This window comes from Enterobacter sp. PI-10 (assembly GCF_027947695.1).
GTDB lineage: Bacteria > Pseudomonadota > Gammaproteobacteria > Enterobacterales > Enterobacteriaceae > Enterobacter > Enterobacter vonholyi.
The window spans coordinates 233,708-258,339 of sequence record NZ_JAJNOG010000006.1 but is presented as its reverse complement, the minus strand read 5'-3'; the positions used below and the strand labels follow the sequence as shown (position 1 = coordinate 258,339).

At 54.6% G+C, this 24,632-nt stretch carries 25 protein-coding genes; 16 read left to right on the top strand and 9 right to left on the bottom strand.

The genetic code is table 11. The features are described from left to right. The 7 genes from LRM19_RS15150 to LRM19_RS15120 all read left to right on the top strand — a co-directional run. The coding region (locus LRM19_RS15150) for an autotransporter outer membrane beta-barrel domain-containing protein (protein ID WP_271369254.1) at nucleotides 1-1,999 on the top strand (1,999 nt) is incomplete at its 5' end. 60 nt (nucleotides 2,000-2,059) lie between these two features. Continuing rightward, nucleotides 2,060-2,647 (top strand): hypothetical protein, encoded by a 588-nt coding sequence (locus LRM19_RS15145; RefSeq protein WP_271369253.1) that lies wholly within the window; start codon nucleotides 2,060-2,062, stop codon nucleotides 2,645-2,647. 1,281 nt (nucleotides 2,648-3,928) lie between these two features. After that, complete coding sequence (locus LRM19_RS15140; protein ID WP_060415434.1) at nucleotides 3,929-4,165, top strand: hypothetical protein; 237 nt, start codon at nucleotides 3,929-3,931, stop codon at nucleotides 4,163-4,165. Continuing rightward, complete coding sequence (locus tag LRM19_RS15135) at nucleotides 4,162-4,737, top strand: hypothetical protein (RefSeq protein ID WP_271369252.1); 576 nt, start codon at nucleotides 4,162-4,164, stop codon at nucleotides 4,735-4,737. The genes LRM19_RS15140 and LRM19_RS15135 overlap by 4 nt, the downstream gene beginning before the upstream one ends. 33 nt (nucleotides 4,738-4,770) lie before the next feature. After that, nucleotides 4,771-5,253 carry a DNA-binding protein gene (locus LRM19_RS15130; RefSeq protein WP_271369251.1) on the top strand — a complete coding sequence of 161 codons (483 nt, stop codon included), beginning with the start codon at nucleotides 4,771-4,773 and terminating at the stop codon, nucleotides 5,251-5,253. A 73-nt stretch (nucleotides 5,254-5,326) separates the two neighbouring features. Further along, a complete protein-coding gene (locus LRM19_RS15125) occupies nucleotides 5,327-6,190 on the top strand; it encodes a restriction endonuclease (protein ID WP_271369250.1) in 864 nt (287 codons plus the stop codon). Nucleotides 6,191-6,254: 64 nt separating this feature from the next. Continuing rightward, nucleotides 6,255-7,043, top strand: coding sequence for a hypothetical protein (locus LRM19_RS15120; RefSeq protein ID WP_271369249.1), 789 nt, complete (start codon nucleotides 6,255-6,257; stop codon nucleotides 7,041-7,043). Between the two features lie 102 nt (nucleotides 7,044-7,145). On the opposite strand, the gene LRM19_RS15115 is transcribed toward LRM19_RS15120, so the two are convergent. The 5 genes from LRM19_RS15115 to LRM19_RS15095 all read right to left on the bottom strand — a co-directional run bounded on the left by LRM19_RS15115 (nucleotide 7,146) and on the right by LRM19_RS15095 (nucleotide 13,635). Continuing rightward, entirely contained in the window at nucleotides 7,146-8,216 is a 1,071-nt protein-coding gene (locus LRM19_RS15115; protein WP_248207285.1) for an ABC transporter ATP-binding protein, read from the bottom strand. Continuing rightward, the gene (locus LRM19_RS15110) at nucleotides 8,209-9,978 is read right to left on the bottom strand and encodes an ABC transporter permease (protein ID WP_023333293.1); all 1,770 of its coding nucleotides are present in this window, start codon (nucleotides 9,976-9,978) and stop codon (nucleotides 8,209-8,211) included. The genes LRM19_RS15115 and LRM19_RS15110 overlap by 8 nt, the downstream gene beginning before the upstream one ends. Nucleotides 9,979-10,058: 80 nt before the next feature. Further along, nucleotides 10,059-11,147, bottom strand: coding sequence for an ABC transporter substrate-binding protein (locus tag LRM19_RS15105; RefSeq protein ID WP_271369248.1), 1,089 nt, complete (start codon nucleotides 11,145-11,147; stop codon nucleotides 10,059-10,061). Nucleotides 11,148-11,315: 168 nt separating this feature from the next. Beyond that, entirely contained in the window at nucleotides 11,316-12,011 is a 696-nt protein-coding gene (locus LRM19_RS15100) for a response regulator (RefSeq protein ID WP_032638033.1), read from the bottom strand. Continuing rightward, nucleotides 11,995-13,635, bottom strand: coding sequence for an ATP-binding protein (locus LRM19_RS15095; RefSeq protein ID WP_271369247.1), 1,641 nt, complete (start codon nucleotides 13,633-13,635; stop codon nucleotides 11,995-11,997). The genes LRM19_RS15100 and LRM19_RS15095 overlap by 17 nt, the downstream gene beginning before the upstream one ends. A gap of 176 nt (nucleotides 13,636-13,811) precedes the next feature. Here LRM19_RS15095 and yjdI point away from each other — a divergent pair, with 176 nt between their 5' ends. Both yjdI and LRM19_RS15085 read left to right on the top strand, forming a co-directional pair. Further along, nucleotides 13,812-14,042 (top strand): 4Fe-4S mono-cluster protein YjdI, encoded by a 231-nt coding sequence (gene yjdI / locus LRM19_RS15090; protein WP_008499689.1) that lies wholly within the window; start codon nucleotides 13,812-13,814, stop codon nucleotides 14,040-14,042. Nucleotides 14,043-14,052: 10 nt separating this feature from the next. Next, nucleotides 14,053-14,325, top strand: coding sequence for a GNAT family N-acetyltransferase (locus LRM19_RS15085; RefSeq protein WP_032664303.1), 273 nt, complete (start codon nucleotides 14,053-14,055; stop codon nucleotides 14,323-14,325). Between the two features lie 27 nt (nucleotides 14,326-14,352). On the opposite strand, the gene LRM19_RS15080 is transcribed toward LRM19_RS15085, so the two are convergent. Next, a complete protein-coding gene (locus tag LRM19_RS15080; RefSeq protein WP_271369246.1) occupies nucleotides 14,353-14,964 on the bottom strand; it encodes a LysE family translocator in 612 nt (203 codons plus the stop codon). Between the two features lie 115 nt (nucleotides 14,965-15,079). Here LRM19_RS15080 and LRM19_RS15075 point away from each other — a divergent pair, with 115 nt between their 5' ends. Next, nucleotides 15,080-15,550, top strand: a complete 471-nt coding sequence (locus LRM19_RS15075; protein ID WP_127732234.1) for an Lrp/AsnC family transcriptional regulator — start codon at nucleotides 15,080-15,082, stop codon at nucleotides 15,548-15,550. A 38-nt stretch (nucleotides 15,551-15,588) separates the two neighbouring features. Here the strand turns inward: LRM19_RS15075 and LRM19_RS15070 are convergent, their stop codons facing one another. Further along, entirely contained in the window at nucleotides 15,589-16,818 is a 1,230-nt protein-coding gene (locus LRM19_RS15070; protein ID WP_127732232.1) for an amino acid permease, read from the bottom strand. Between the two features lie 119 nt (nucleotides 16,819-16,937). Continuing rightward, nucleotides 16,938-17,399, bottom strand: a complete 462-nt coding sequence (locus LRM19_RS15065; RefSeq protein WP_023333288.1) for a multidrug/biocide efflux PACE transporter — start codon at nucleotides 17,397-17,399, stop codon at nucleotides 16,938-16,940. Nucleotides 17,400-17,504: 105 nt separating this feature from the next. On the opposite strand from LRM19_RS15065, the gene LRM19_RS15060 reads away from it, so the two are divergent. From LRM19_RS15060 to LRM19_RS15035, 6 genes are all read left to right on the top strand, one after another. Continuing rightward, the gene (locus LRM19_RS15060; RefSeq protein ID WP_127732228.1) at nucleotides 17,505-18,371 is read left to right on the top strand and encodes a LysR family transcriptional regulator; all 867 of its coding nucleotides are present in this window, start codon (nucleotides 17,505-17,507) and stop codon (nucleotides 18,369-18,371) included. Between the two features lie 93 nt (nucleotides 18,372-18,464). Next, nucleotides 18,465-19,643, top strand: a complete 1,179-nt coding sequence (locus tag LRM19_RS15055) for an acetyl-CoA C-acetyltransferase (protein WP_111966096.1) — start codon at nucleotides 18,465-18,467, stop codon at nucleotides 19,641-19,643. Nucleotides 19,644-19,876: 233 nt separating this feature from the next. Continuing rightward, a complete protein-coding gene (gene kduI / locus LRM19_RS15050) occupies nucleotides 19,877-20,713 on the top strand; it encodes a 5-dehydro-4-deoxy-D-glucuronate isomerase (RefSeq protein WP_271369245.1) in 837 nt (278 codons plus the stop codon). A gap of 63 nt (nucleotides 20,714-20,776) precedes the next feature. Continuing rightward, nucleotides 20,777-21,538, top strand: a complete 762-nt coding sequence (gene kduD, locus LRM19_RS15045; protein ID WP_111966094.1) for a 2-dehydro-3-deoxy-D-gluconate 5-dehydrogenase KduD — start codon at nucleotides 20,777-20,779, stop codon at nucleotides 21,536-21,538. Between the two features lie 311 nt (nucleotides 21,539-21,849). Further along, on the top strand, nucleotides 21,850-23,265 hold the full coding sequence (araE, locus tag LRM19_RS15040; protein WP_032660200.1) for an arabinose-proton symporter AraE: 1,416 nt from the start codon (nucleotides 21,850-21,852) through the stop codon (nucleotides 23,263-23,265). Nucleotides 23,266-23,397: 132 nt separating this feature from the next. Next, on the top strand, nucleotides 23,398-24,090 hold the full coding sequence (locus LRM19_RS15035; RefSeq protein ID WP_115876209.1) for an aspartate/glutamate racemase: 693 nt from the start codon (nucleotides 23,398-23,400) through the stop codon (nucleotides 24,088-24,090). A 14-nt stretch (nucleotides 24,091-24,104) separates the two neighbouring features. On the opposite strand, the gene LRM19_RS15030 is transcribed toward LRM19_RS15035, so the two are convergent. Beyond that, a complete protein-coding gene (locus tag LRM19_RS15030; protein WP_111966092.1) occupies nucleotides 24,105-24,497 on the bottom strand; it encodes a winged helix-turn-helix transcriptional regulator in 393 nt (130 codons plus the stop codon). Nucleotides 24,498-24,632 lie beyond the last annotated feature (135 nt).

Below are 24,632 nucleotides of genomic sequence, written 5' to 3'. Positions count from 1 at the left end.
TGGTGGTTCTCAGAATATCTTAGCGGGGGGGAGAGCCGAAGACGCACTCGTGAAGGGTGGTGGTTCACAGTCAGTTAACGCTGGCGCGACTGCCGAAAATACGGTTATTGAAGGAGGGACGCAGCGTATTTACCTCGGCGGCACGGCGAAGAACACCACCCTGACAGAAGGCCTGCAGACAGTTTATGGCACCATTATCGACACGACGCTCGATGGCGGTCAGTCTCTGCTGTTTGGCGGGGCGCGGGCCGAAGGGTATACCAAAGTGAATAGCGGGGCCAATCTGGTTATCTATACCAACGCTGTGGCAGAAGACGTCACTCTGAACGGGGGCACGCTGAATGTAGCCGCCTTATCTGACAGCTCGACAGGTCACCCAAGTGCCCAGGTGGACACGCTCACGATGAACGACGGGCTTGTACGGTTTAATTCAGGCTACACCTATGGCTATGCGCAGCTGAACATCGGTGAACTAAACGGGAAAGGCAATATCTGGTTTGAAACCTCGCTGGCCGATAAAACGGGTAACTTCGTCACCATCGGTCAGGGCAGCGGCAACTTTGGCGTTATCGTTCAGGATTCCGGGAAAGAAATCACCGATCACACCGATCTGACTCTGAATCTCATTAACGATCAGGGCGGCGATCTTGAATTCTCCCTGCAGTCCACCCGTGGTGCCAGCACCCGTGCCATCGATGGCGGTGCCTACATGTATGTCCTGAAGCAGGAAACCGGCAAGGATGGCATGGACGGCAACGTCTGGTACCTCGGCGCCATGACCGAAGATGAAAACGGCGGTGACAATGGCAACAGCAGCGGGAACGGCGGTGACAACGGCAACAGCGGCGGGAACGGCGGTGACAACGGCAACAGCGGCGGGAACGGCGGTGACAATGGCAACAGTGGCGGAAGCGACGGCGACAACGGCAACAGCGGCGGGAACGGCGGTGACAATGGCAACGGCGGCGGGAACGACGGTGACAATGGCAACGGCGGCGGGAACGACGGTGACAATGGCAACGGCGGCGGGAACGACGGTGACAATGGCAACGGCGGCGGGAACGGTGGCGGCAGTCTGGTAACCACTCCGTCCACCGATGCGGTGCTGAGCCTGGCCAGTGCCGGCCTCAATATCATGCGTGGTGAAATGGACGGTCTTCGTGCCGCCCGCCAGAGCCAGAGTAGCGACCGCCAGCATGGCGAGGGTAGCGTCTGGGGTCACTACCTGGGCAAAAAGAGCGCGGCGGAAACCAGCAACGGCGCAGCCTACAAACTGTACCAGAACGGCATGGAGCTCGGTGGTGACGTGGTCACGGACCTGGGTAACAGTCAGCTTGTAACCGGCGGCTTTGTAACCCTGACAAGCAACAACGTGAAACATGCCCGCGGCGGCACCAGCTCGGTCGACAGCTACGGCCTTGGCGCGTACGCCACCTGGTATGACAACAGCGGTTTCTATCTTGATGGCACCCTGAAGGCTAACCGTCTGGAGAGCCAGCTCAGCGCCCGCATGACCAACGGCAACATGACCAGCGGCAAATGGAACCAGTACGGCTTTAGCGCGGCGCTGGAAGTCGGCCAGACCTTCATCCCGACGGACAGCCTGAGCGTGACGCCGTTTGCCCGCATGACCGGCACGATCATCAATGACGCGAACGTAAAGCTGAACAACGGAATGACCGCAAAAACCGGGAAAGCCCGCTCCCTGACTGCCGAAGCAGGCAGCCGCGTGGCCACCGAGTTATCGCTGGGCAACACCTCGCTGCATCCGTACCTGAGCCTCAGCGTCGAGCAGGAGCTGGCCCATTCCAATGAGACGGTGATTAACGATGTGAACCGTTTCAAAAACAACCAGAACGGCACGTCCGGTAGGTACGGCGCGGGGATCACCATAAGCCCGGCAAAAGATGTGACGCTGTACGGCGAGCTGAACTATCGGCAGGGCAGCTACGTGGAAGAACCGGTGCAGGGCATGGCCGGTATCCGTATCAGTTTCTGATCCCCTACAGACAACGGGAAGCGGCCTGCACGCTGCTTCCCGTTCCGATGGAGCACGACTGTGAGCTACCGCATTGAAACCCGTAATTATTATATGCGCTGTGCACTGGACTATCTGCTGTCCTGCCAGCGTCCCGGCCCGGACACTTGCATCATCGATCTCAGCAGCTTTACCTCACTGCGGGCGACGCTGCAGTGCGTCAGGCAGCATCGCGACGCCGTCCGCTTTCTGTTTATAGGGGATGGGGGGATGCATTCCCGTACGCTGCAGCCGCTTGTCTCGCTGGAGAGCAAACAGCCACTGCTGAGCTACGTTGAAAAGCTTCGCCACTGCCCCGGCGTCAGCTACGATCTGGCGATGGATCTACTGCTGGCCCACCTGAGCCTGGAGGCCTACTCGCACCAGGACAAAACCACCGTCTACAGCCTGCTGCTGCGGGATTCAATACACGAAGCAGCCCGGTTTATTGGCATCCCGAACAAAAAGTTTTACCAGCGAATCGGACGACTGACCCGGAAACTCAACCTTCAGAATGGCCTGCAGACACACCTGTTCCTGCGCCGTGAGTTTCATCCGGAGTATATCCGCGCGCGTATCGACGATCAGCTTCGCGCCTCGCTGCGCCAGCATCTGTGCAGTCTTGACTGAATCCTTTCCTGCCGTCCATTTTTTAGCCCGTGCCCTCACGGGCTCCCTGGCGTATAGTCTGAAGGAGGTGGCGGACGATCTGCTCGCTGCGTCAGGACAGGGCAGGGCACCTGACAGTATGCCTCTGCTGGTCTCCACGGAGATCCCTCCTCAGTACCGCGCCGGAACAGTTGCCGGTGCGTCAGATACGGCCACTCAGGTCACCGGGCAGAAAAAACGGCGGCCAATGACGCACGTGGGGGATCATTACAGAATGCTACCGGCCCCGCGAGGTCAGGCTGCGGGAAACGGACACCCAGTGGGTCAGTGAGTGCGGCCTGCGCTTCAGAAAGGACACCGGCGCGGCGACCGGAAGCGGTGTCTGGAGTGCAAACCGCCTTGATTTGAAGAGTATCCGGGAAATTAAGTCCGGTGAATAAAAGCCGGTGTGCAGGCAGATGCTAAGGTTTTTTCGGCCAGTGCTGCCGGTAAAAGAAGCAAGGCAGTCAGTACAGTAAAAGTGCCGTTATACCGTGTCGCCCGGACATTTTTATGTAACCGTTTGGCCGCTAAAATTCAGTACTTTTGCTGTATGCGTTAAAATTTTTATCCAGAATGAGTGAACACACCCACCCGGAAATATTCGCCGAACATCGTCGATTGTCGTCAAACGTCGTCGATCGTCGGCCAACTTCTCCTATCTCCGCCAGATGAAACCAACCACTGACGGAAACCGGTTAAAAACAAGCATCAAACATAATCGTCTTTCCACATGCCTGACTATACATAAATCCATACTGCTGCAAAATATTTGCCCTGAAATAAAATCCTGTATTCGAATGGATCAGGAGTAATCGTCCCGCCGTGTAATTCAATAATCTGAATCATTTGTTATTCCTTTTGTTAGTACAGTAAAAGTGCCGTTATACCGTGTCGCCCGGTCATTTTTATTCCACCGTTTGGCCGCTAAAATTCAGTACTTTGTCCTGCAGCAGCTGCGCGATCAGCGCCTCCCCCTAGTGACCGCCGGCGCGGCCTTTTCGCGCATTCATACGACAACCATATAACTGCAGGACAACCGAGATAGCTGCCCAGTCTTCCGGTTCAGCCAGAAACCGGATCTGCGCGGCGGGAAACCGGCCAAGGATATGATAATTAAATCACACGCACTAAATCATACTTAATGTGATATTTATCATTAATTAAAAAAACATATCTAATATGATATTTACCAGTTCAGAATAAAATCATTATAAGTATGATTTTTTACCTGACAGGACAGTATCAGACGGAGCGTGCAGGATGGATGAGAAAGAAGTGAATTTTTCACTCAGCTATGAACAGTTGGCCGCGACAACAACAGAGGTCATTGAAGCTATCAAAAAGCGCCAGGATCAGACGACGGCAGCGAAAATTTCCAGTGTGGAGGCTGTCATATTTCTGTGGTCTGAGCTTGCTAAAGCAGGGGCATCCGACTTCAGCCCGGTACAGGCTGACCTCCGTCGTTTTCAGGAACGTGTAGCCGGAATGAAAGAATGAATGGAACGGTAAAAAGCCGACGCCCGTCACCGCTGCAGCGGCGGGTGCTGATTGTGCTGGCCGCCCTCGGTGCGAAACGTCCGGGGCCGGTGGCGACAAGAGATATTGAGCGGGTGCTGGAGCAGGGCGGTGACGCCCCGGTGTACGGGCCGAACCTGCGCGCCTCCTGCCGGCGCATGGAAGCCGCAGGCTGGCTGCGCACCCTGCGCGCCCCGAACCTGCAGCTGGCCGTCGAGCTGACGCAGGACGGTCGCGGCATTGCAGAACCGCTCTTCCAGGCAGCACGCGAGGCTGAAACGGCACGACAACGTCTGACAGACGTCCGGCATCTGCCGTTACGCCAGACGGCTGCCGGTGACGCGGTGGAGCTGCAGCTGGATGACGGCCATTACACCATCAGGGAAGCGGCCTACGTGATCCGTCTGGACGGTACCACCTGTCTGCAGCTGACGGATGCCGGAGGCATACGCTGGATAAAAGAGGGCGATCCCCTGCAGGTGGCCAGCTGGTATCAGACCTGTTTTGATGCTGGCCTGCCGGTCACCATCCAGGTGAATGAGAGCTGGAACTGACGGCCACCACAAACAAGGAATGAGAACAGAAGAATGAAATTAACAGAACCCAAGCTGAATACGCTGATCGATAATCTGAATGTCCTGATTTGTGAGGACAGCCTGCTGACGCGCCAGGAGCGCGAGGATTTGGTCCGGGCCGTCGCCGCCATCGGTGCCATGAAAGCGCGCGTCAGTATGAAGAAGTCCAACGTTCCGGCAGCGTCGAAACCAAAGGAAGAGAAACAGGAACGTGTGCCCGACCCACGTTTTCCGCATGCCGGCGAACCCTGGCGGGAAGAAGAGGGGACGATGCTGCTTGATGCCCTCGAATCCGTACCAGACGAAGCGGTGGGCGTTCATCTGTTCTGGCTGGCCGAAAAGCTGGGGCGTACCCCCTACAGTGTGGCCTGTAAGATAGCGGCTCTCCGGGACATGCCAGGAGAGTGGAAAGATCAGTACCGCAAGGTTTCGGACGATATTCGCAAGTCCGGTCTGAACATCAGTGATTATGTGCAAAAACATGGAATAAGTTGAAAGGATTAGTGAAATTGTCTAAACATTGGATTACAGTTGTCCCCATTTTTCCATATTAATGATGGTACACTTTATGATTTTGACACCTATAGATTTGAAAAATTTGAAAACATTATTTGAGAACCCATTAAAGCCAGGATATGTTCTAAACTTTAGTGATAAAACAATGAGAGAGTTCTTTGAGTCAGAATTGAATATTAATATAGAAAATTCAATTTACAAAGATGAGGGTAAATCAAAGTTAAAAAGACTTCTGAGTTTTTTTAAAAAAAACAAACAAGAAAGTGTTCTCATTGTAGTGAGTATACTTTGGAATTACAGAAAAACATTGAGCGACTTTCCTATAACACCTCAAGATGAAGCAATTTTTAAAAACTTCACATTAAAATTTGAAGAAATAAAATCTATTACAGATAAAACAACGGAAAATCTAAATAGAATTAATACTCAACATTTGCTAGACGACCTTGACGCTCTTAAGATCAAAGGACCTCAAGAAAGAGGATATGGTTTTGAAGTGTGGCTCAATGAACTCTTCAAGACTTTCAATTTGTCCCCCAGAAAACCTTTTAAACTTAATGGAGAGCAAATTGATGGTAGTTTCCAGCTTAATCACAATACGTACCTTGTTGAAGCCAAATGGCACGGCGTAAAAACGGGAAACAGAGATCTTCATGCTTTTCAAGGTAAAATAGATCAAAAACCAAGATGGACAAGAGGGATGTTTGTCAGTTGGACAGGATTTACAAGGGATGGGTTGAATGCATGGGGAAAAGGGAAGAGTGTGATCTGTGTCAGTGGGCGAGACCTATATCTTATGCTGAAAAATGATATTAACTTTTGCCAGCTGATTGAGGATAAAGGGAGAATAGCCTCCGAAGAGGGTGACTATTACGTAGAGATTGATAAGATATATCCAAATTTAAATAATGTTTAAGGATGATAATACTAAAATGTTTAGTAATAGAAACATCAATATCTGGAAGGAATATCTTCCTAGAATGCTCAGTAAACGCATTGAAGGTCCTATCATTAGAACGGGAGAAGATGCTAAAAAAGTTGACACTTTTGTCATCTATTTATTAGACGGAGGTGAGTACAAATATCTTATAGATCGTATTGAAAACCAGCATGTTAAAGCACTCAAATGGAATATTGATAAACGCCGATTCTATGAAGAATGTAATCTATCCTATAAAGAAATAGCCTCTCTTACGCCTGAAATCATTCATTATTATGGTGTTGATGAAATAAAGTATAATTCAATTAATGAGTTAAGATTGAGTGAGATAACAAAGTACGGACGTCTTAGAATAAAACTCAACCATTTTTATAGAAGCAGAGAGCGTAATAAATTTTACAAGAAAGAATTAGTAGTGAATGATAGAATAAAAGTTTTGAAAACCATTACAAATATTTATATAAATAGTGGCCATAGTTATAATGGATCAAGTGATAGTGATATATTGAATCAACTTTATTCCATTTTGTGGGTAAGACATCCCAAAGCAGATATATACAAAAAAGAACTAATTCTTACTCTAGACTCATTAGTGGATGTCGGATGCCTTATTAAGCAAGATAATAAATATATAGTTACAGGCAGGGCTGTGAGTGCTCTCTCAAAGTATGAGATTGAAGAACTTCGCTATGATCAACAACTTGCGACACAACAGCGCATGTCCCACATGACACTAGCCATTGTTATATTAACACTTATTACAGCTGTAGGGGGCTTAGTTCAAGCTGGTGTAATAAAAATTCCCACTTTATTTAGTCTACACCTTTAGCAGATACCATGTAAGTGATTGATATTTAACATAAGATAGATTGCGTGCACTCATAATACACCAACAAAAAAGGCCGCATCCCGCAGCCTTTTCCTCTTAAATTCACCCTTTCGGGAACACCCAAACATGCTTCTCAGGCAGCGAAAGATGGCAGTGCTGCGGATCCCGAACCTCATGCCCATACGCACGAATGACAAAATCATCTCCCACCGTGCGGAACAGGTATTCCCAGCGGTCGCCGAGATACATGCTGGTGAGCAGCGGCAGCTCAAGCTGATTTTCCCCTGGCCCCTCGACTACCGCCACGCGCTCGACGCGGATCACCGCCGTGGCTTCATCACCGCTCTGCACCCCTTCACCGGCCTGACCCCACAGCACCCAGCCTTTTCCTTCGATACGCGCTTTGCCGTCCCGCACTTCGGTGACCTTGCCGTGCAGGCGGTTGTTGCTACCCATAAACTCGGCGGTAAACAGCGTTTTCGGCGAGCCGTACATCTCCTGCGGCGTGCCCTGTTGCTCAATTTTGCCGTTGTTGAGCAGCAGGATGCGGTCGGATATGGACATCGCTTCGTTCTGGTCGTGCGTCACCATCAGTGCCGATAGCCCGAGCTTGATAATCAGCTCGCGCAGGAACACGCGGGCCTCTTCGCGCAGCTTGGCGTCGAGGTTGGAAAGCGGTTCGTCCAGCAAAATTACCGGCGGGTTGTACACCAGCGCACGGCCGATCGCCACGCGCTGCTGTTGCCCACCGGAGAGCTGGTGCGGGTGACGTTTGCCAAGATGGCCCAGGCCAAGCTGGTCCAGCACGTCCTGCACGCGCTGCTGGATCTCTTTGGCCGGGACTTTGCGCAGCTTGAGCGGATAGGCCACGTTCTCAAACACGGTTTTGTGCGGCCACAGGGCATAGGACTGGAATACCAGCCCCAGGTTACGCTCTTCCGCCGGGACCTCGCTGCGCGGCGTACCGTCGTAAACTTTATTGTTGCCAATCACAATCGAGCCCTGGGTCGGTTTTTCCAGACCCGCGACGGCGCGGAGCAGGGTGGTTTTGCCGCTGCCGGAGGGGCCTAACAGGGAGACCACTTCGCCGCGCTTCAGGTTCATGGAGACACCTTTTAAAACAGGATTGTCGCCGTAGGTTAAGTGCAGATCGTCAACCGCTAATTCAATCATGTATTTTCACTCCGAAACGAAGGGCAATGCCCAGACCTACCACGACCAGCAGGATGTTAATGAAAGAGAGCGCCGCTACGATATCAATGGCACCCGCGGCCCAGAGGGAAACCAGCATCGAGCCGATGGTTTCCGTGCCGGGTGAAAGCAGGTACACACCCGTTGAATATTCGCGCTCAAAGATCAGGAACATCAGCAGCCACGAACCGATAAGACCGTAGCGGGAGAGCGGAATGGTGACGTGGCGGGTGATCTGCCCGCGCGTCGCCCCGGTGCTGCGCGCCGCTTCTTCAAGCTCCGGCCCCACCTGCAGCAGAGTGGAAGAGATAAGCCTCAGCCCGTAAGCCATCCACACCACGGTATAGGCCAGCCAGACGCTGAAAATGGTGCTGCGCAGCGAACGCAGCCAGACGATGACGTTTTCACGCATCCAGTCGGTCCAGGCAAACCCGGAAAGCCAGCCGGATTTCAGCGAGTTATCCAGCCACATCGGCAGGAACAGGAACACCCACAGGAACGCCAGACCCGCCAGCAGGCCAGGCACGGCGCGCGGCACCAGCACGCTGTAGTCCAGGAAACGCGTGGTGTTGTCCGGCTTACGGTGCATGGCAATGCCGACAAACAGGTAGCACACCACGGCCAGCGCGCCGCCAATCACGCCAATCGCCATGGAGTTGACGATGGCGCGCAGCAGGTTGGGCTGCGCCCAGATGGTGCGGAAGGTGTTCAGAGAAAGCTCGTCCCACAGCGAAACGCCCACGCCCCAGTTTGAGATAAACGCGCGCAGCACCACGCCGAGCAGCGGAACGCCGATGGTGACGGTGAGCCAGAAGGCAATCACCGCGCCAGCCACCCAGCGCCATTTACCCAGCGGCAGCGCGCGGGCCTGCGAGGCCTTGCCCTTCATGGTGACGAAGCGGTTGGCGGTGCGCATCAGGCGACGCTGGAGCATCACCAGCGGGATGGTGATGCAGATCAGCACCACGGCAACCGCCGCCATCAGGTTATAGGATGGGGTGCCCATCTTGTTCGTCAGCTTATAGAGATAGGTCGCCAGCACCATGTTGCCTTCCGGGTCGCCGAGGACCAGCATCAGGCCGAACACTTCCAGCCCGAGGAAGAACAGCAGCACGGTGGCGTACAGAATGGACGGGCGCACCATCGGCAGGCTGACGGAGGTCATCACCTGCCAGGGCGACGCGCCCGCTGTGCGCGCGGCTTCTTCCACATCGGAGCCCACGCTGCGCAGCGCTGACGAGATATACAGATAGGCGTGCGGGACGTGCGTCAGGCCGGCGATGACCACAATGCTCGACATGTCGTAGATGTTCCACGGCACAAAGCCAATCAGCGCCTGAGCCCACTGGGAGAGAAAGCCCACCGGACCGGCAGCCACCACGTAGCCAAAGCCCAGCACCATCGGTGAAACGAAAATCGGGACCAGGATCAGCGGCTCAATCAACCGGCGACCGGGCAGGTCGGTGCGTACCATCAGAAACGCCAGCACGCCGCCCAGCGGGATTGAGATAAAGACTAGCCCGAAAGCAAGAATAAAGCCGCTTTTCAGGGCCTTATAAAAATCAGGGTCGGTGAAAATAAATTCAAATGATTCAAAGCTCCACTCTTTTGACGGCGAAAAGAACGGGGCGGACAGGAAGCTCTGTATCACGATAAACGACAGCGGCGTGTAGATAACCAGGGCGGTTATCAGCACGACGATGCCTCGCGGCAGGCTTTGCCACTTTCTGCGTAGTGTATTCATGGGGTATCCCTGGTGTTGCAGCCCAGAAAAACGAACTCAGTCGATAAGGGAGCGCGGCGGCCTGCGCCGCACTCAGACGCTTATTTACCGGCGGCGGTACGCCACTCTTTGATGTACTCCAGGCGTTTTTTCGGCTGCAGGTATTCCAGCAGCGTTTCATCAACCGGAATTGGCTTCAGCGCGTTGCCGAGGATTTTGGTCAGGCCGTCGATATCATTCTTGCCTTCGATATCGTTACGAATGGAGGGGATGTCCGCCTGACTGGCCAGAATGTTTTGCCCTTGTTCAGACAGCACGTAGTCCAGCCACAGCTTCGCGGCGTTGCTGTTTTGCGATTGCTGGCTGATGAACGATACGCGCGACAGCACCAGGGTGTAATCTTTTGGATAGGCAATGCCGAGCGACGGATCGTTCTTCGCGCGCGCTTCCGCGTAGGAACCGAGGATGTTGAAGCCGATCAGGTTTTCACCGGAGGAGACGCGCTCCATCATGGTGCCGGTAGACGACTGCACCGACAGGCCTCCTTTGGCGACGTCGGCCAGGGTCTTGAAGTAGTTAGGATCGGCGTTGTGATCCTGCACCGAAAGCATAAAGCCCAGACCCGATTTTTCGATGTCGTAGGTGGTGACTTTGTTCTTGAATTTGTCCGTCTGGCTGGCAATCAGCTTCGCCAGTGCGGCGTGAGAGTCCGGCACGTCGCCGGCCGGGATCAGACGCTTGTTGTAGATAAAGACCACCGGCTCATAGGTAGTGCCGTATGCCTTATCCTTCCAGACCGCCCATTTCGGCAGCTGGCTTTGCTCCGGCGATTTATACTCCATGGCGTAGTCGGTGGCGAGCTTCAGGCCGGTGTCCATCGAGGAGCTCCAGACCACGTCGCCGCTCACGCCGCCGGAGGCCTGTTCGCTGATGAAACGGTTGTACAGCTCGGTGCTGTTCATGTCGTTGTATTCGACTTTAATGCCTGGATAGGTTTTTTCGAAGCCCTGGATCAGCGGTCCGGCAGCTTTGATGTCGGTGGTGGAGTAAATAACAACCTTGCCCTCTTTCGTGGCGGCATCAACCACTTTTTGATACTCAGCAGGATAACCCTGCGGCAGGGCAGACAGTGCAGAAGCAGAGAACAGTACGGTAGCGGTAAGCAGAGAAATTCGGAACGTGTTCGACATTATAGTTAACCTTTTAGTTACATTTGAGGAACTAATTGTCAACATAGCGTAAAGCGCGCCTCCGACAATAGGGAGGCGAGGGCAATGATTCCGAAGTGTGATTGTCGCCGTCGTTTCAGCAATTAACACCATAAAATCCGCGAACGTTAGCTTACGAACGGTTCTGGATTACGGTTTATCGGGGGCTTTGCGGTATAACCGGCGAGGATGACCAATATTGCCATACAGCATTTCGACGCTGATTAACCCGCTCTCCACGCAGTATTCAAGGTAGCGGCGCCCCGTGGTTTTGCTGATCCCTACGTTTTCCACCACCTCTTCAACCGACATCGCGCTGTCGGGATGCTCGGCGAACAGGCGTTTAATCCGCTCCAGCGTCTGGGGTTCAATGCCCTTTGTGGACGGCGTAACGGAGGCTTCCGCGGCAGGCAGATGAAACAGGCGATCCAGCGCATGCTGGTCGACCACCTTCACCTGCTGCACGGTGTGGATGAAGCGCATAAAACGCTCCAGCGAGGCGTGCAGGCGCTGGAAAAAGACGGGCTTGATGAGGTAGTCAAACGCGCCGCTGCGCATGGCGTGGCTGCAGGTCTGCATATCGCTGGCGGCAGTGATGAAGATCACCGAGCACTCATAGCTTTTCAGCAGCGGATTATCGATGAGCTCCACGCCTTTACCGTCCGGGAGATAGTTGTCCAGCAGGATAAGCCGCGGCTGATGCTGACGAATCAGGCGGCATGCCTGCTCAATCGACGCGGCGATGCCCACCACGCGCAAATGAAAATTTTGCTCGATATACTCGCGATGCAGCTCCGCCAGGTGCGGCTCATCTTCAACGATCACAACATCAAGTGCTCGGGTCATGCTTTTGCCCATTCGGAATAAACACAGAAAAAATAGTCCCTTGTGGCGTGTTGTCGGCAATCTCAATAGTGCCGCCAGCCTTGTCGATATATCCTGCCACCAGATACAGGCCAATACCGTGCTCGGTGCCCACAATGTCGTTTTCGCTGTCCGGCTTGCTGCTGAATCCCTGGCGGAAAATATGCGGCTTCATCGCATCCTCCACCCCGCAGCCCCTGTCGGCCACCTCGATCAGCAGCTCCTGGTTACGGTCTGAAATGTAAAGCTCTACCGGTGCGGGGACCGGTGCTTTAAGGGTTGCGTCCACCGCGTTGTCCAGCAGATTTCCAATAACCGACATCAGCTCCGTTTCGTTGAGCGTGGCGGGCATGCGGGTGAGCTGGCAGGCGGGATCAAACAGCAGCTCGATGCCTTTTTCGCGCGCGCTGACGTATTTTCCTAACAGCAGACCACACAGCGCGGGAGAGGAAAAACGGGCGGAGACAAAGTCCAGCACCCGCTGCGCACCTTCGGACTGCACCTGAATGTAGCGAATCGCCTCGTCATAGTGTTTCATCTGCAGCAAGCCCACCAGCGTGGCGGTCCAGTTCAGCTGCTCGTGGCGCATAATGCGCAGGTTATCCGCATAGCGCTTGATCTGACTGAGCTGGCTGCTGAGGGTGTTGATGTCATTTTTGTCGCGAAAGCTGTAGACCCAGCCGCTTTCAACGCCCGGTTCGACCTCAATCGCCACGCGGTTGACGATCACCTCGCGCTGGTTCAGCACCGCAATCTGGTCGTGGCTGCCAGCGCTGACCGAGGCGTAGCGCTGGGATAAAAAGCCCGGCGACGTCTGCAGAACGTCTTCCAGCGGTTTACCGATAAGGTCTTTCTCACTTTGCCGAATATCCAGCATTTCTCGTGCGGCGCGGTTAATTAAAATCAGCTGCTTCTCTTCATTGACGGCAAATACCCCCTCATACATGGCTTCTAATAGCGCGCGCTGCTGCAAAACCAGCTGAGCGATATCTTTCGGCTCCAGTCGGAACATCTGTTTTTTGAGATTGCGGGTAAACAGCCAGGAGAACATAAACAGCAGCAGCAGAAGAGCCGCGCCGTACAGCCCGGACTGCCAGAGAATACGGGCGTTAATATTGGCAATATAGGAGGTCAGATAGCCGACCGAGACAATACCAATCACCTTATGCTGCGCGTTAAAGATCGGCGCTTTGCTGCGCAGTGAAACCCCAATACCGCCCTGACGCACGGAAATAATAGTTTTGCCCTTTAATACCTCCGCGTTATCCCCGCCGATCATCGGTAAATTAATACGCTCCGGGGATTCCGAATGATAGAGGTGCTGCTCCTGCGTATCGCCAATCACAATATAGCTGGCATCGCTTTCGGCGCGCAGCGGCTGAATTAACCGGGCGATGCCGGGGATATCTCTGGCCGCGACCATGGCCGCCAGACCCGGCATCAGCGCGATCTGGCTGGCCTGAACCCGGGCGCGCTGGCCGAGATCGTGATGGAGCTGCCGGTCAATAAAATGAAACAGGATCGTTCCCAGCAGAACTAACAGCAGGCAGGAGAAGCACACCAGCGCTAAAAATAGCTTTACCTGAAAAGAGAGTCTGCGTTTCATTCAACCTGCGGATGTTATGTAAAAGTGACATTTTCCGAGCCTGACATGCGCCACTAGCGGACGCAATCTAACAAGAAAAGAGTTGTGACCTGGCTTTTCGTTTTCAACGATATAGCCAGCAGGATCCCGTCAGGCTATTCTTCATTCAGCACGATAATAATTACAGAGGCAATGTCATGGATAAAGAGCTACTGGATGCGGGTTACCGGGCCTATACCGGCGAGAAAATTGACGTTTACTTCAACACCGGGATCTGCAAACACTCCGGTAACTGCGTGCGTGGCAGCGCAAAGCTGTTTAATCTGAAACGTAAGCCGTGGATTATTCCCGATGAAGTTGACGTTGAAACGGTTGTCCGCGTGATTGATACCTGCCCGAGCGGTGCGCTGAAGTATCGCCAAAAATAAGCGAGGAACCATGGAAATTCTGGAAGGCCATAACAAGTTTTACGTGAATGATGCGAACGGTAACCAGGTCGCGGAGATTGTCTTCGTGCCAACCGGCGAGCACCTGAGCATTATCGAGCACACCGATGTGGATGAGAGCCTGAAAGGGCAGGGCGTCGGTAAACAGCTGGTAGCGAAAGTGGTGGAGAAGATGCGCGGTGAGAACCGTAAAATTATCCCGCTGTGCCCGTTCGCGAAACATGAGTTTGATAAAACGCGGGAATATGACGATATTCGGGCGTAAATAACACCGGCGATGGCCGGTGTTTTTTTATCTCACCTGCTCAAAAAGCAATACCATCGCGATCAGCACCATGATCCCTCCTGATGCCATGCTTACCAGACGCGCCGCCTGTGGTCGGGTCGCCAGTACCGCTTTCGAACCATACCCCACCAGCAGATAGACCAGCGTACAGGTGATAAGGTGCATCATCCCAAGCGTGGACATTTGCATCGCTATCGACCAGCTTCCGGTCGGGTCCGTAAACTGCGGAAGCAGCGCCAGGAACAGCAAAAACACTTTTGGGTTTAGGCCGCTAATGCAGAGTCCTTTCACCGCCCACTGTCTCCAGCTTCCCGCGTGGTGGGTGGCCTTTTCCGGTGCGGCAGGGTGACGCAGCAACATTATGCCAAGCCACATGAGATACAGAGCGCCAGCCACGGTCAGCCCGGTCAACGCCAGCGGATGTTGAGCAATCACGACCCCCACGCCAGCCACCACAATCAGCGTGGCTAACAGATGTCCGGACATCAGCCCCATCACCGCCGGTACCACGCGTCGCCCGTTAATCCCGGCGCTAATGGCGTAGGCCCAGTCGGCGCCCGGCGTCATGATAAGCAGAAAAGAAACCACCCAAAAGCCGGCCACAATACTCATTTCCATCGTCCTGAAGACTCCCGCAGTGCGTCAAACGTTGAGAAAAAGAATATCGCTAACTCTGCGAAATAGGCTTTCAATGTTATGCTCGTAACACGGTTAAATTGAGAAAATCTTCCACATGGATAGCATCGATCGAAAAATTCTTGCGGAGCTACAGTCTGATGGCCGCTTATCCCTTACCGAGCTCGCTGAGCGTGTGAATCTGAGCCTCTCGCCGTGCCATCGTCGCGTGCGGGCGCTGGAGCAAAGCGGGGCGATAACGGGATACCGTGCCAGCCTCGACCCCGCCAAAATGGGATTCAACTTCCTGGCAATAGTGTTTGCGACGCTAAAGGAGGGGGACCGAAAGGCGGTTAGCGCGTTTGAAGCGGCGGTGGAGGAGATCCCGCAGATCGTGCTTGCGCAGCGTCTGTTTGGCGATCCCGATTACCTTATGCACGTCGTGACCCGCGACCTCTCCGCTTTCCAGAAGCTCTACGACGAGAAGCTCTCCGCCATGCCCGGCGTGCAGCATCTTCGCTCAACGCTTGTCATGAAAACGGTGGTGCAGGACAGGCCTTTTCCGCTGGAATTAGCTGGGCGAGACTGAGAGGCATGCCCGGCAGTACGCCGGGCATCAAAGGGGGGTTAGCCGACAAACATCACCGACACGCACAGCACTCCGACGATTAGCGTCAGCAGGTTGCCAATGGAACGGTACGGTTTCAGGGAGGGGATTAGATACGTCGACAGCGTCGGCATGATAAACAGGATCATGGCGATAAGCGGGCCGCTGATGGCGTAAATCATCGAAATGGCGTTCGGGTTAATGCAGCAGACGGCAAAGGTGATTAACGACACCCCCATAATGGAAATCGCGCGGTTAAAGGCGCGGCTCTTTTTCACCCCCACCTGACTGAGCGACGACTTCACGATCTCTGTCGCCCCTTCAATCACCCCAAAATAGGTGCCGAGGAACGATTTCGACATCGCAATTATCGCCACGACAATCCCGGAGATGCCCAGCCATGCCGGTGATGAAGGCATCATCGACAGCGCGGACAGGATCGTCACCCCTTGCTCTTTGGCGGCCACAATGTACGACGGCGGAATAGAGAGCAGGCAGCTGAAGACAAAGAACAGCACGCTCAGGCAGATAATCAGGTACGCCACCTTCATGATCTTCTTACATTTATCCATGGCGCCATCGGCAAACTTCTCGCGACGGTCAACGGCAAACGTGGAGATAATCGGGGTATGGCTGAACGCAAATACCATCACCGGAATCGAAATCCAGACCTGGTGCAGCGTGTGGCGATCGACGGCCATCTGGCTGGTCAGCAGCGAGGGCTGCCAGCTGCCGATCAGATAGAGCGAGACAAACAGGAAATAGGCAATCAGCGGAAACACCAGGAAGCCCATCACTTTTATCGTGATATGCCGTCCCATCAGGAAGATCAGATTCAGGACCAGCACCACGCCCAGGCTGACCAGCACGCGAACGGCGGTATCAACCGTCAGGTGTTTTCCCAGCTGCTCGGTTAACGAGTTGGTGATGGCCACCGCATAAATCTGCACCACCACAAAGAAGGCGATGAAATAGAGCGTGGTGATCAGGTTGCCGATCTTCCGGCCGTAATAGTGCGAAACGGCGCCGGTGATCCCTTCGTTGCCTTTCGTTTTCGACGAGAGGATAAATTGCGCCAGCGCTCTGTGCGGCCAGTAGGTTAAGGGATAGGCCACGAGGGCGGTAATAAACAGGACAATTGCGCCTGCGGAGCCCAGCTGAATGGGCAGGAACAGCGTTCCTGCGCCCACGGCCGTGCCGTAGAGAGCGAAACTCCAGAGAGTCTCATCTTTTGACCAAATTTTCGACATTAGAGCAACGTATCAACTATCAAACCATCAGAATGGAGTGCAATTTACCATAGTTATGCACGGAGAGCGCAGTTGCTTCGAAGGCGTTTGGCCGGAACGGACGTCCGGCCAGAAGGCGTTTAGCCTGCCAGGGCGCGCCGTTGCTGGCGGCGCTTAAGAAATTTCTCGCGGAGGCAATCGTACGCCCAGTTATAGAACATGGTGTACGGCAGGAAGAACAGGAAGAAACCAATTTCCAGTGTGAATGCCTGCAGCAGGGTAACGCCCAGCACGGCGGCGACAATCGACACGCCAATCACAATAAACCCGCATTCGAACCCCAGCGCATGCAGCGCACGCACTTTTGCCGTACGTTTGACGCGCTGAACGGGCCAGAAGCGGTCGAAGCCGAAGTTATAAATAATGTTCCACAGCATGGCGGTGGTCGCCAGAATAATGGTCAACCCACCCATTTCCACCACGGAACGCTGCATGAGCCACGCCGCCGTAGGGGCGAGGATCGCCGTCGCAATCCCTTCAAAACAGACAGCATGAAAGATCCGCTCCGGCAGTTTACGTTGGAGTGCATCCTGATGTTGCATAGCGATAGACCTCGTTAATTCGCCGGTATGGGCGGTGATTTGGCCTATTTTCATCGCTAAAGCTGATATATTAAAGATAGTATCCATCGCTAAAGTAGATAGGTTATGCGCTATTCACCCGAAGCCCTTACCGCGTTTGTTGAGACCGTTGCAGCAGGCTCTTTCTCTGCGGCCGCACGCCGGCTGCGTAAAAGCCAGTCGACGATCAGCACGTCCATTGCCAATCTTGAAGCCGATCTGGGCTTCGAGCTGTTTGACCGCTCTGCGCGCCAGCCGGTGTTAACGGCCCAGGGGGAACAGGTGCTGGGCTACGTGCAGGCGATTCTCGCCGCCAGCACGCGGCTGGATGAGCTGGCGGTGTCGCTATCGGCGCAAACGGAGGCGCGTCTGACGTTTGTCCTTTCCGATACCCTCAACCCGGACGTGCTGGAAGAGATGATGAAACAGTTTGACGCGCGCTTTCCCCATACGGAATTCGAATGTCTGATTGGCGAGGAGGAGGACGTGATCGATCTGCTGCAAAAGGAGCGCGCGCAGGTTGGCCTCACCGAAGCGCGAGACGGTTACCCTACGGATATCGGCGCTATCCGGCTGCCGATGCAGACCCGCATGGCGATCTATGTCGCGACCACGCATCCGCTGGCCGGACAACATGACGTTCAGCGTGACGAGCTGCACGGCTGGCGAGAGCTGCGGCTGAGCACCTATCTTGAGCGCGAGGCGGAGATTGCGCGCGGGCCCGTCTGGTCAGCCCCGAATTACCTGTTACTCTTGAGTATGGCGGTACAGGGATTTGGCTGGTGCGTGTTGCCGTGCGCGCTGGTGGATGAATTTGCCGCCGCGAAATCCCTGGTACAGCTCAATGTTCCCGGCTGGCCGCGGGCGATCGGCATCGATCTGCTGTGGAATAAACGATCCCCTCCCGGCATTGCCGGAAGCTGGCTGCGGCAGTATCTGCAGGATGCGCGCTGATCCTTGTGATTAATCTCACTATTTTTAAACAATTAAGATAATTGCCAGTAACAATCCTCTACTATCGTCATGTCATTTAACACAGAGGTCGTGATGAAAGATGTCGTAATAGTGGGTGCGTTGCGTACAGCTATCGGCTGTTTTCAGGGATCGCTCGCGCGTCACTCGGCGGTTGACCTGGGCAGCGTGGTGGTGAAAGCGCTGGTGGAACGTAGCGGGATCGCAGCACATGAAGTTGATGAGGTGATCCTGGGACAGGTTCTCACGGCCGGTGCCGGGCAAAACCCTGCGCGTCAGGCGGCGCTGAAGGGCGGGCTGCCCAATACCGTCTCTGCCATCACCATCAACGACGTCTGTGGTTCAGGATTAAAAGCGCTGCATCTCGCGACGCAGGCCATTCAGTGTGGTGAGGCGGACGTGATCATCGCGGGCGGGCAGGAGAATATGAGCCGCGCGCCGCACGTGTTGACCGACAGCCGGACCGGCGCACAGCTGGGCAACAGTCAGCTGCTCGACAGCCTGGTGCATGACGGGCTGTGGGACGCATTCAACGATTATCATATGGGCGTGACGGCGGAAAATCTGGCGCGCGAGTACGGTATCAGCCGTGAGGTGCAGGATGCCTATGCGCTAAGCTCGCAGCAAAAAGCGCGTGCGGCGATCGATTCCGGTCGTTTTCGCGACGAAATTGTCCCGGTCAGCACGCAGCGTCAGAGCGGCGAGCATGTCGTCGTAGATACCGATGAACAGCCGCGCACTGACGCCAGCGCTGAAGGCCTGGCCAGGCTGAACCCCGCGTTTGAAATGCAGGGCTCGGTGACGGCAGGAAATGCCTCTTCCATTAACGACGGCGCTGCCGCCGTCATGATGATGAGCGAAAGCAAAGCTCTTGAGCTCGATCTCCCCGTGCTGGCCCGCATTAAGGCATTCGCCAGCGTGGGGGTTGATCCTGCGTTAATGGGGATCGCGCCGGTCTACGCGACCCGCCGCTGCCTGGAGCGCGCGGGGTGGCAGCTTTCGGATGTGGATCTGATCGAAGTGAACGAAGCCTATGCTGCGCAGGCGATCTCCGTCGGAAAAATGCTGGAGTGGGATCCGCTGCGGGTCAACGTTAACGGTGGGGCGATCGCGCTGGGTCATCCTATCGGCGCGTCCGGCTGCCGGATCCTGGTTTCGCTGGTCCACGAAATGAAAAAGCGCAATGCCCGCAAAGGGATTGCCACGCTTTGTATAGGCGGCGGGCAAGGGGTGGCGCTGGCCATCGAACGCTAAACTCTTCTTATTAAAAAACCTCCTCCGGGAGGTTTTTTTTCGCGCCCTTTTTCTCCTGGCGGCCCAATTGTGATCCGAACGCCATTTCCGTTATAAACAAAAATAAAAATGAAACGGTGTTTTAAATTTCATTGAAAAGCCCACTTTATGCCGATAGTATGTGCTCATTATGAAAAACGGAACGCCGTTTCGTTTATTTCCGCCTTCGGGCATGACCACATCTGGAGGTTACCGTGGACGTCAGAGAAAGCATCCACAGCGCGCACGCCAAAACGCTGGATACTCAGGGGCTGCGCAATGCGTTTTTAGTCGAGCAGGTATTCGAGGCCGACAGGTACACCATGGTTTACAGCCATATCGACCGCATTATTGTGGGCGGAATTATGCCCGTCACGAAAACCGTCTCCGTTGGCGGCGAGGTCGGTAAACAGCTGGGCGTAAATTATTTCCTCGAACGTCGCGAGCTGGGTGTGATTAACATCGGCGGGCCGGGCACCATCACCGTAGACGGACAGTGCTATGAGATTGGCCATCGCGAGGGGCTGTACGTGGGTAAAGGGGCGAAAGACGTGGTCTTTGCCAGCATCGACGGCAGCAGGCCTGCGAAGTTTTACTACAACTGCGCGCCGGCTCACGCCACCTGTCCAACCAAAAAAGTGACCCCGGCAGACGTCGCGCCCGTGACGCTGGGCGACAACCTCACCAGCAACCGCCGCACCATCAATAAGTACTTCGTGCCGGACGTGCTGGAGACGTGCCAGCTGAGCATGGGATTGACCGAGCTTGCGCCAGGCAACCTGTGGAACACCATGCCATGCCATACCCACGAGCGCCGCATGGAAGTCTACTTCTACTTCAATATGGATGAGGACGCCTGCGTGTTCCACATGATGGGACAGCCGCAGGAAACGCGCCATATCGTGATGCACAACGAGCAGGCGGTGATTTCACCGAGCTGGTCTATTCACTCCGGCGTTGGGACAAAAGCCTACACCTTTATCTGGGGAATGGTGGGCGAAAACCAGGTCTTTGATGATATGGACCATGTTGCGTTCAGCGATCTGCGGTAGTCGCAGGCAGTGAAGCATAAACCTGCCTGTGAGTGACAGGCTCTGAAAGAGTAAGGAATAAACATGATTCTGGATGCATTCTCCCTGCAGGGGAAAGTGGCGGTGGTTTCCGGATGTGATACCGGGCTGGGTCAGGGGATGGCGTTAGGCCTGGCGGAAGCGGGCTGCGATATCGTCGGGATTAATATCGTTGAGCCTACAGAAACCATCGAGCGCGTGACGGCTCTGGGACGCCGTTTCCTGAGCCTGACCGCCGACCTGCGTAAAATCGATACCATTCCTGAACTGCTGGATCGCGCGGTAGCGGAATTCGGTCATATCGACATTCTGGTCAACAACGCCGGGCTGATTCGCCGTGAAGATGCGATCAACTTCAGCGAACGCGACTGGGACGACGTGATGGACCTTAACATCAAGAGCGTATTTTTCATGTCCCAGGCGGCGGCGAAGCATTTTATTGCGCAGGGGAACGGCGGCAAGATCGTGAATATTGCCTCTATGCTCTCGTTCCAGGGGGGAATCCGCGTGCCGTCTTACACCGCGTCCAAAAGCGCCGTGATGGGCGTGACCCGCCTGCTGGCAAACGAGTGGGCGAAACACAATATCAATGTGAATGCCATTGCGCCGGGTTACATGGCGACCAACAACACGCAGCAGCTGCGCGCAGACGAGCAGCGCAGCGCGGAAATACTTGACCGTATTCCGGCGGGGCGCTGGGGTCTGCCGGGCGATCTGATGGGGCCGGTAGTGTTTCTGGCCTCGTCGGCATCGGACTATATCAACGGCTACACCGTGGCGGTTGATGGCGGCTGGCTGGCGCGATAACCCGCATCGGGTCTGGACCTCTGCTTTCGGGCGGAGGTTTTTTTGCTCAAAAATTGTCAAAGTCCATATGGGTAAACACGAAAAATCCATACTAAAAAATCATGAACGACATCCATCACACTTTTAATTCTGAAAAATTAATGCATTAGTAAAATAACGTGATTATTAAGCGTTAGTTGAAATTGTAATGTCCATCACAGATCGCTATGTCGCAGCTAAATGATCCATATCTTCACCTTTTCCCACCTGACACTTTTCCTCGCTTTCTCGTAATTTCATTTAACGAATTTTGCTGTTGAGGCAGGAAAAATATGACATCGATAAATGACTCTACCCTAATGCCCGCTGCGCTGCGTGATACTCGCCGCATGAACCAGTTTGTCTCCATTGCCGCCGCCGTGGCTGGCCTGTTATTTGGACTGGATATTGGCGTTATTGCCGGCGCATTACCGTTTATTACCGATCACTTTACCCTGAGCAGTCGCCTGCAGGAGTGGGTGGTGAGCAGCATGATGCTCGGTGCGGCCATCGGCGCGCTGTTCAACGGCTGGCTCTCGTTTCGTCTGGGGCGCAAATACAGCCTGATGGTAGGGGCAATTCTGTTCGTTGCCGGCTCCATTGGCTCGGCGTTTGCCGCTAACGTTGAAATCCTGCTGCTTTCCCGCGTGCTGCTGGGCGTGGCGGTGGGGATTGCGTCCTACACCGCGCCGCTTTATCTCTCCGAAATGGCGAGCGAAAACGTGCGCGGCAAGATGATCAGCATGTATCAGCTGATGGTCACGCTGGGTATTGTGCTGGCGTTTCTGTCTGACACCTACTTCAGCTACAGCGGCAACTGGCGCGCGATGCTGGGCGTGCTGGCCTTACCGGCGCTGGTGCTGATCGTCCTGGTGATTTTCCTGCCAAACAGCCCGCGCTGGCTGGCGCAAAAAGGGCGCCACGTGGAGGCGGAAGAGGTGCTGCGCATGCTGCGCGATACCTCAGAAAAAGCTCGCGAAGAGCTGAACGAGATCCGCGAAAGCCTGAAGCTGAAGCAGGGAGGCTGGGCGCTGTTTAAAATCAACCGCAACGTGCGCCGGGCGGTCTTCCTCGGCATGCTGCTGCAGGCGATGCAGCAGTTCACCGGCATGAACATCATCATGTACTACGCGCCGCGGATTTTCAAAATGGCCGGGTTTACCACCACGGAACAGCAGATGATCGCGACCCTGGTGGTCGGGCTGACCTTCATGTTCGCCACCTTTATTGCCGTTTTCACCGTGGACAAGGCGGGCCGTAAACCTGCGCTGAAAATTGGCTTCAGCGTGATGGCGCTCGGCACGCTGATCCTGGGCTACTGCCTGATGCAGTTTGATAACGGTACGGCCTCAAGCGGACTTTCCTGGCTTTCTGTCGGGATGACCATGATGTGTATCGCAGGCTACGCGATGAGCGCCGCGCCGGTGGTCTGGATCCTGTGCTCCGAAATTCAGCCGCTCAAATGCCGCGACTTTGGCATCACCTGTTCTACGACCACCAACTGGGTATCGAACATGATCATCGGCGCGACGTTCCTGACGCTGCTGGACGCGATTGGCGCAGCGGGAACGTTCTGGCTCTATACGGTGCTGAACGTGGCGTTTATTGGCGTCACGTTCTGGCTGATCCCGGAAACCAAAGGCGTGACGCTGGAACACATCGAGCGCAAGCTGATGGCCGGAGAGAAACTGCGAAACATCGGCGTGTGATCGTATTGCCCGTTTACCTGGCCCAACGTATGCAGGGGATAACCAATGTTTGTTTAAAAGGCGCTGAATGCAGCGCCTTTTTTTATTGGCACCGGATGTGTTAAAAGAAGAAATCAACGAAAAGGAGGGATGATGAAAACGATCGGCCTGTTAGGTGGAATGAGCTGGGAATCGACAATCCCTTATTATCGCCTGATTAACGAAGGGGTGAAGCAGCGTTTGGGTGGTCTGCATTCCGCAAGCCTGCTCCTGCACAGCGTTGACTTTCATGAAATCGAAGCCTGCCAGTCGAGCGGCGAGTGGGATAAAGCCGGGGAGATCCTGGCCCAGGCGGCGCTTGGGCTGGAGCGTGCTGGCGCCGAGGGTATAGTGCTTTGTACCAATACCATGCACAAAGTGGCGTCGCATATTGAGGACCGCTGCTCGCTGCCGTTTTTGCATATTGCGGACGCGACCGGGCGTGTGATTGCGGCATCCGGGATGCGCCGCGTAGCGCTTTTGGGTACACGCTACACCATGGAGCAGGATTTTTATCGCGGACGTTTGCACAGTGAATTTGGGATCGAGAGCCTGATCCCGGATGAAGACGATCGGGCGCGCATCAATCAGATTATCTTTGACGAGCTCTGCCTCGGTACCTTCAGCGAATCTTCCCGCGCGTATTACGTCAGCGTTATCGATAAACTCGCGCAGCAGGGGGCCGAAGGGGTGATTTTCGGCTGCACGGAAATTGGTTTGCTGGTCCCCGTAGCGCAAAGCCCGATTCCGGTATTCGATACCACCGCCATCCACGCTGCGGATGCCGTGGCGTTTATGCTGTCCTGAGCACCCGTTCTGGTTTACGTGTTGGCGGCGTCATAGGCGGATTGCGCCGCCACAATGGCATCAATATTATTTTCCACCCAGTGCGCCAGCACCGTCACCGTTTCGGTTAATGTCTGGCCAAGCGGTGTCAGGCTGTACTCGACTGTTACAGGTACCGTGGCGAATATCTTTCGCGACACCAGCCCATCACGTTCCAGCTTGCGTAAAGACTGGGTCAGCACCTTTTTGGTGATTCGCTGAATATCGCGTTGAAGATGACTAAAGCGCATCGGTCCCTTCTCCAGACGCGCAAGGATTAACAGTGCCCACTTATCGGCGATACGCGTCAGCACGCCGCGGGTCGGGCAGCGCTCATCGAACACGTTGTAAGGAGGCATCTCCTTTTTCAGAACTGCTGTATGGGTCATGGTGGTTCCCTCGAGGTAACCAGGTGAGGTAAAGGTGCCTTCTTACGCCCGTGAATGTTTGCGTGTATAAAACGACGTAAGGTTTCTATTTGATACCAGGGAACCGAAAATGGCAACGGGCTCGCAGAGCAATTT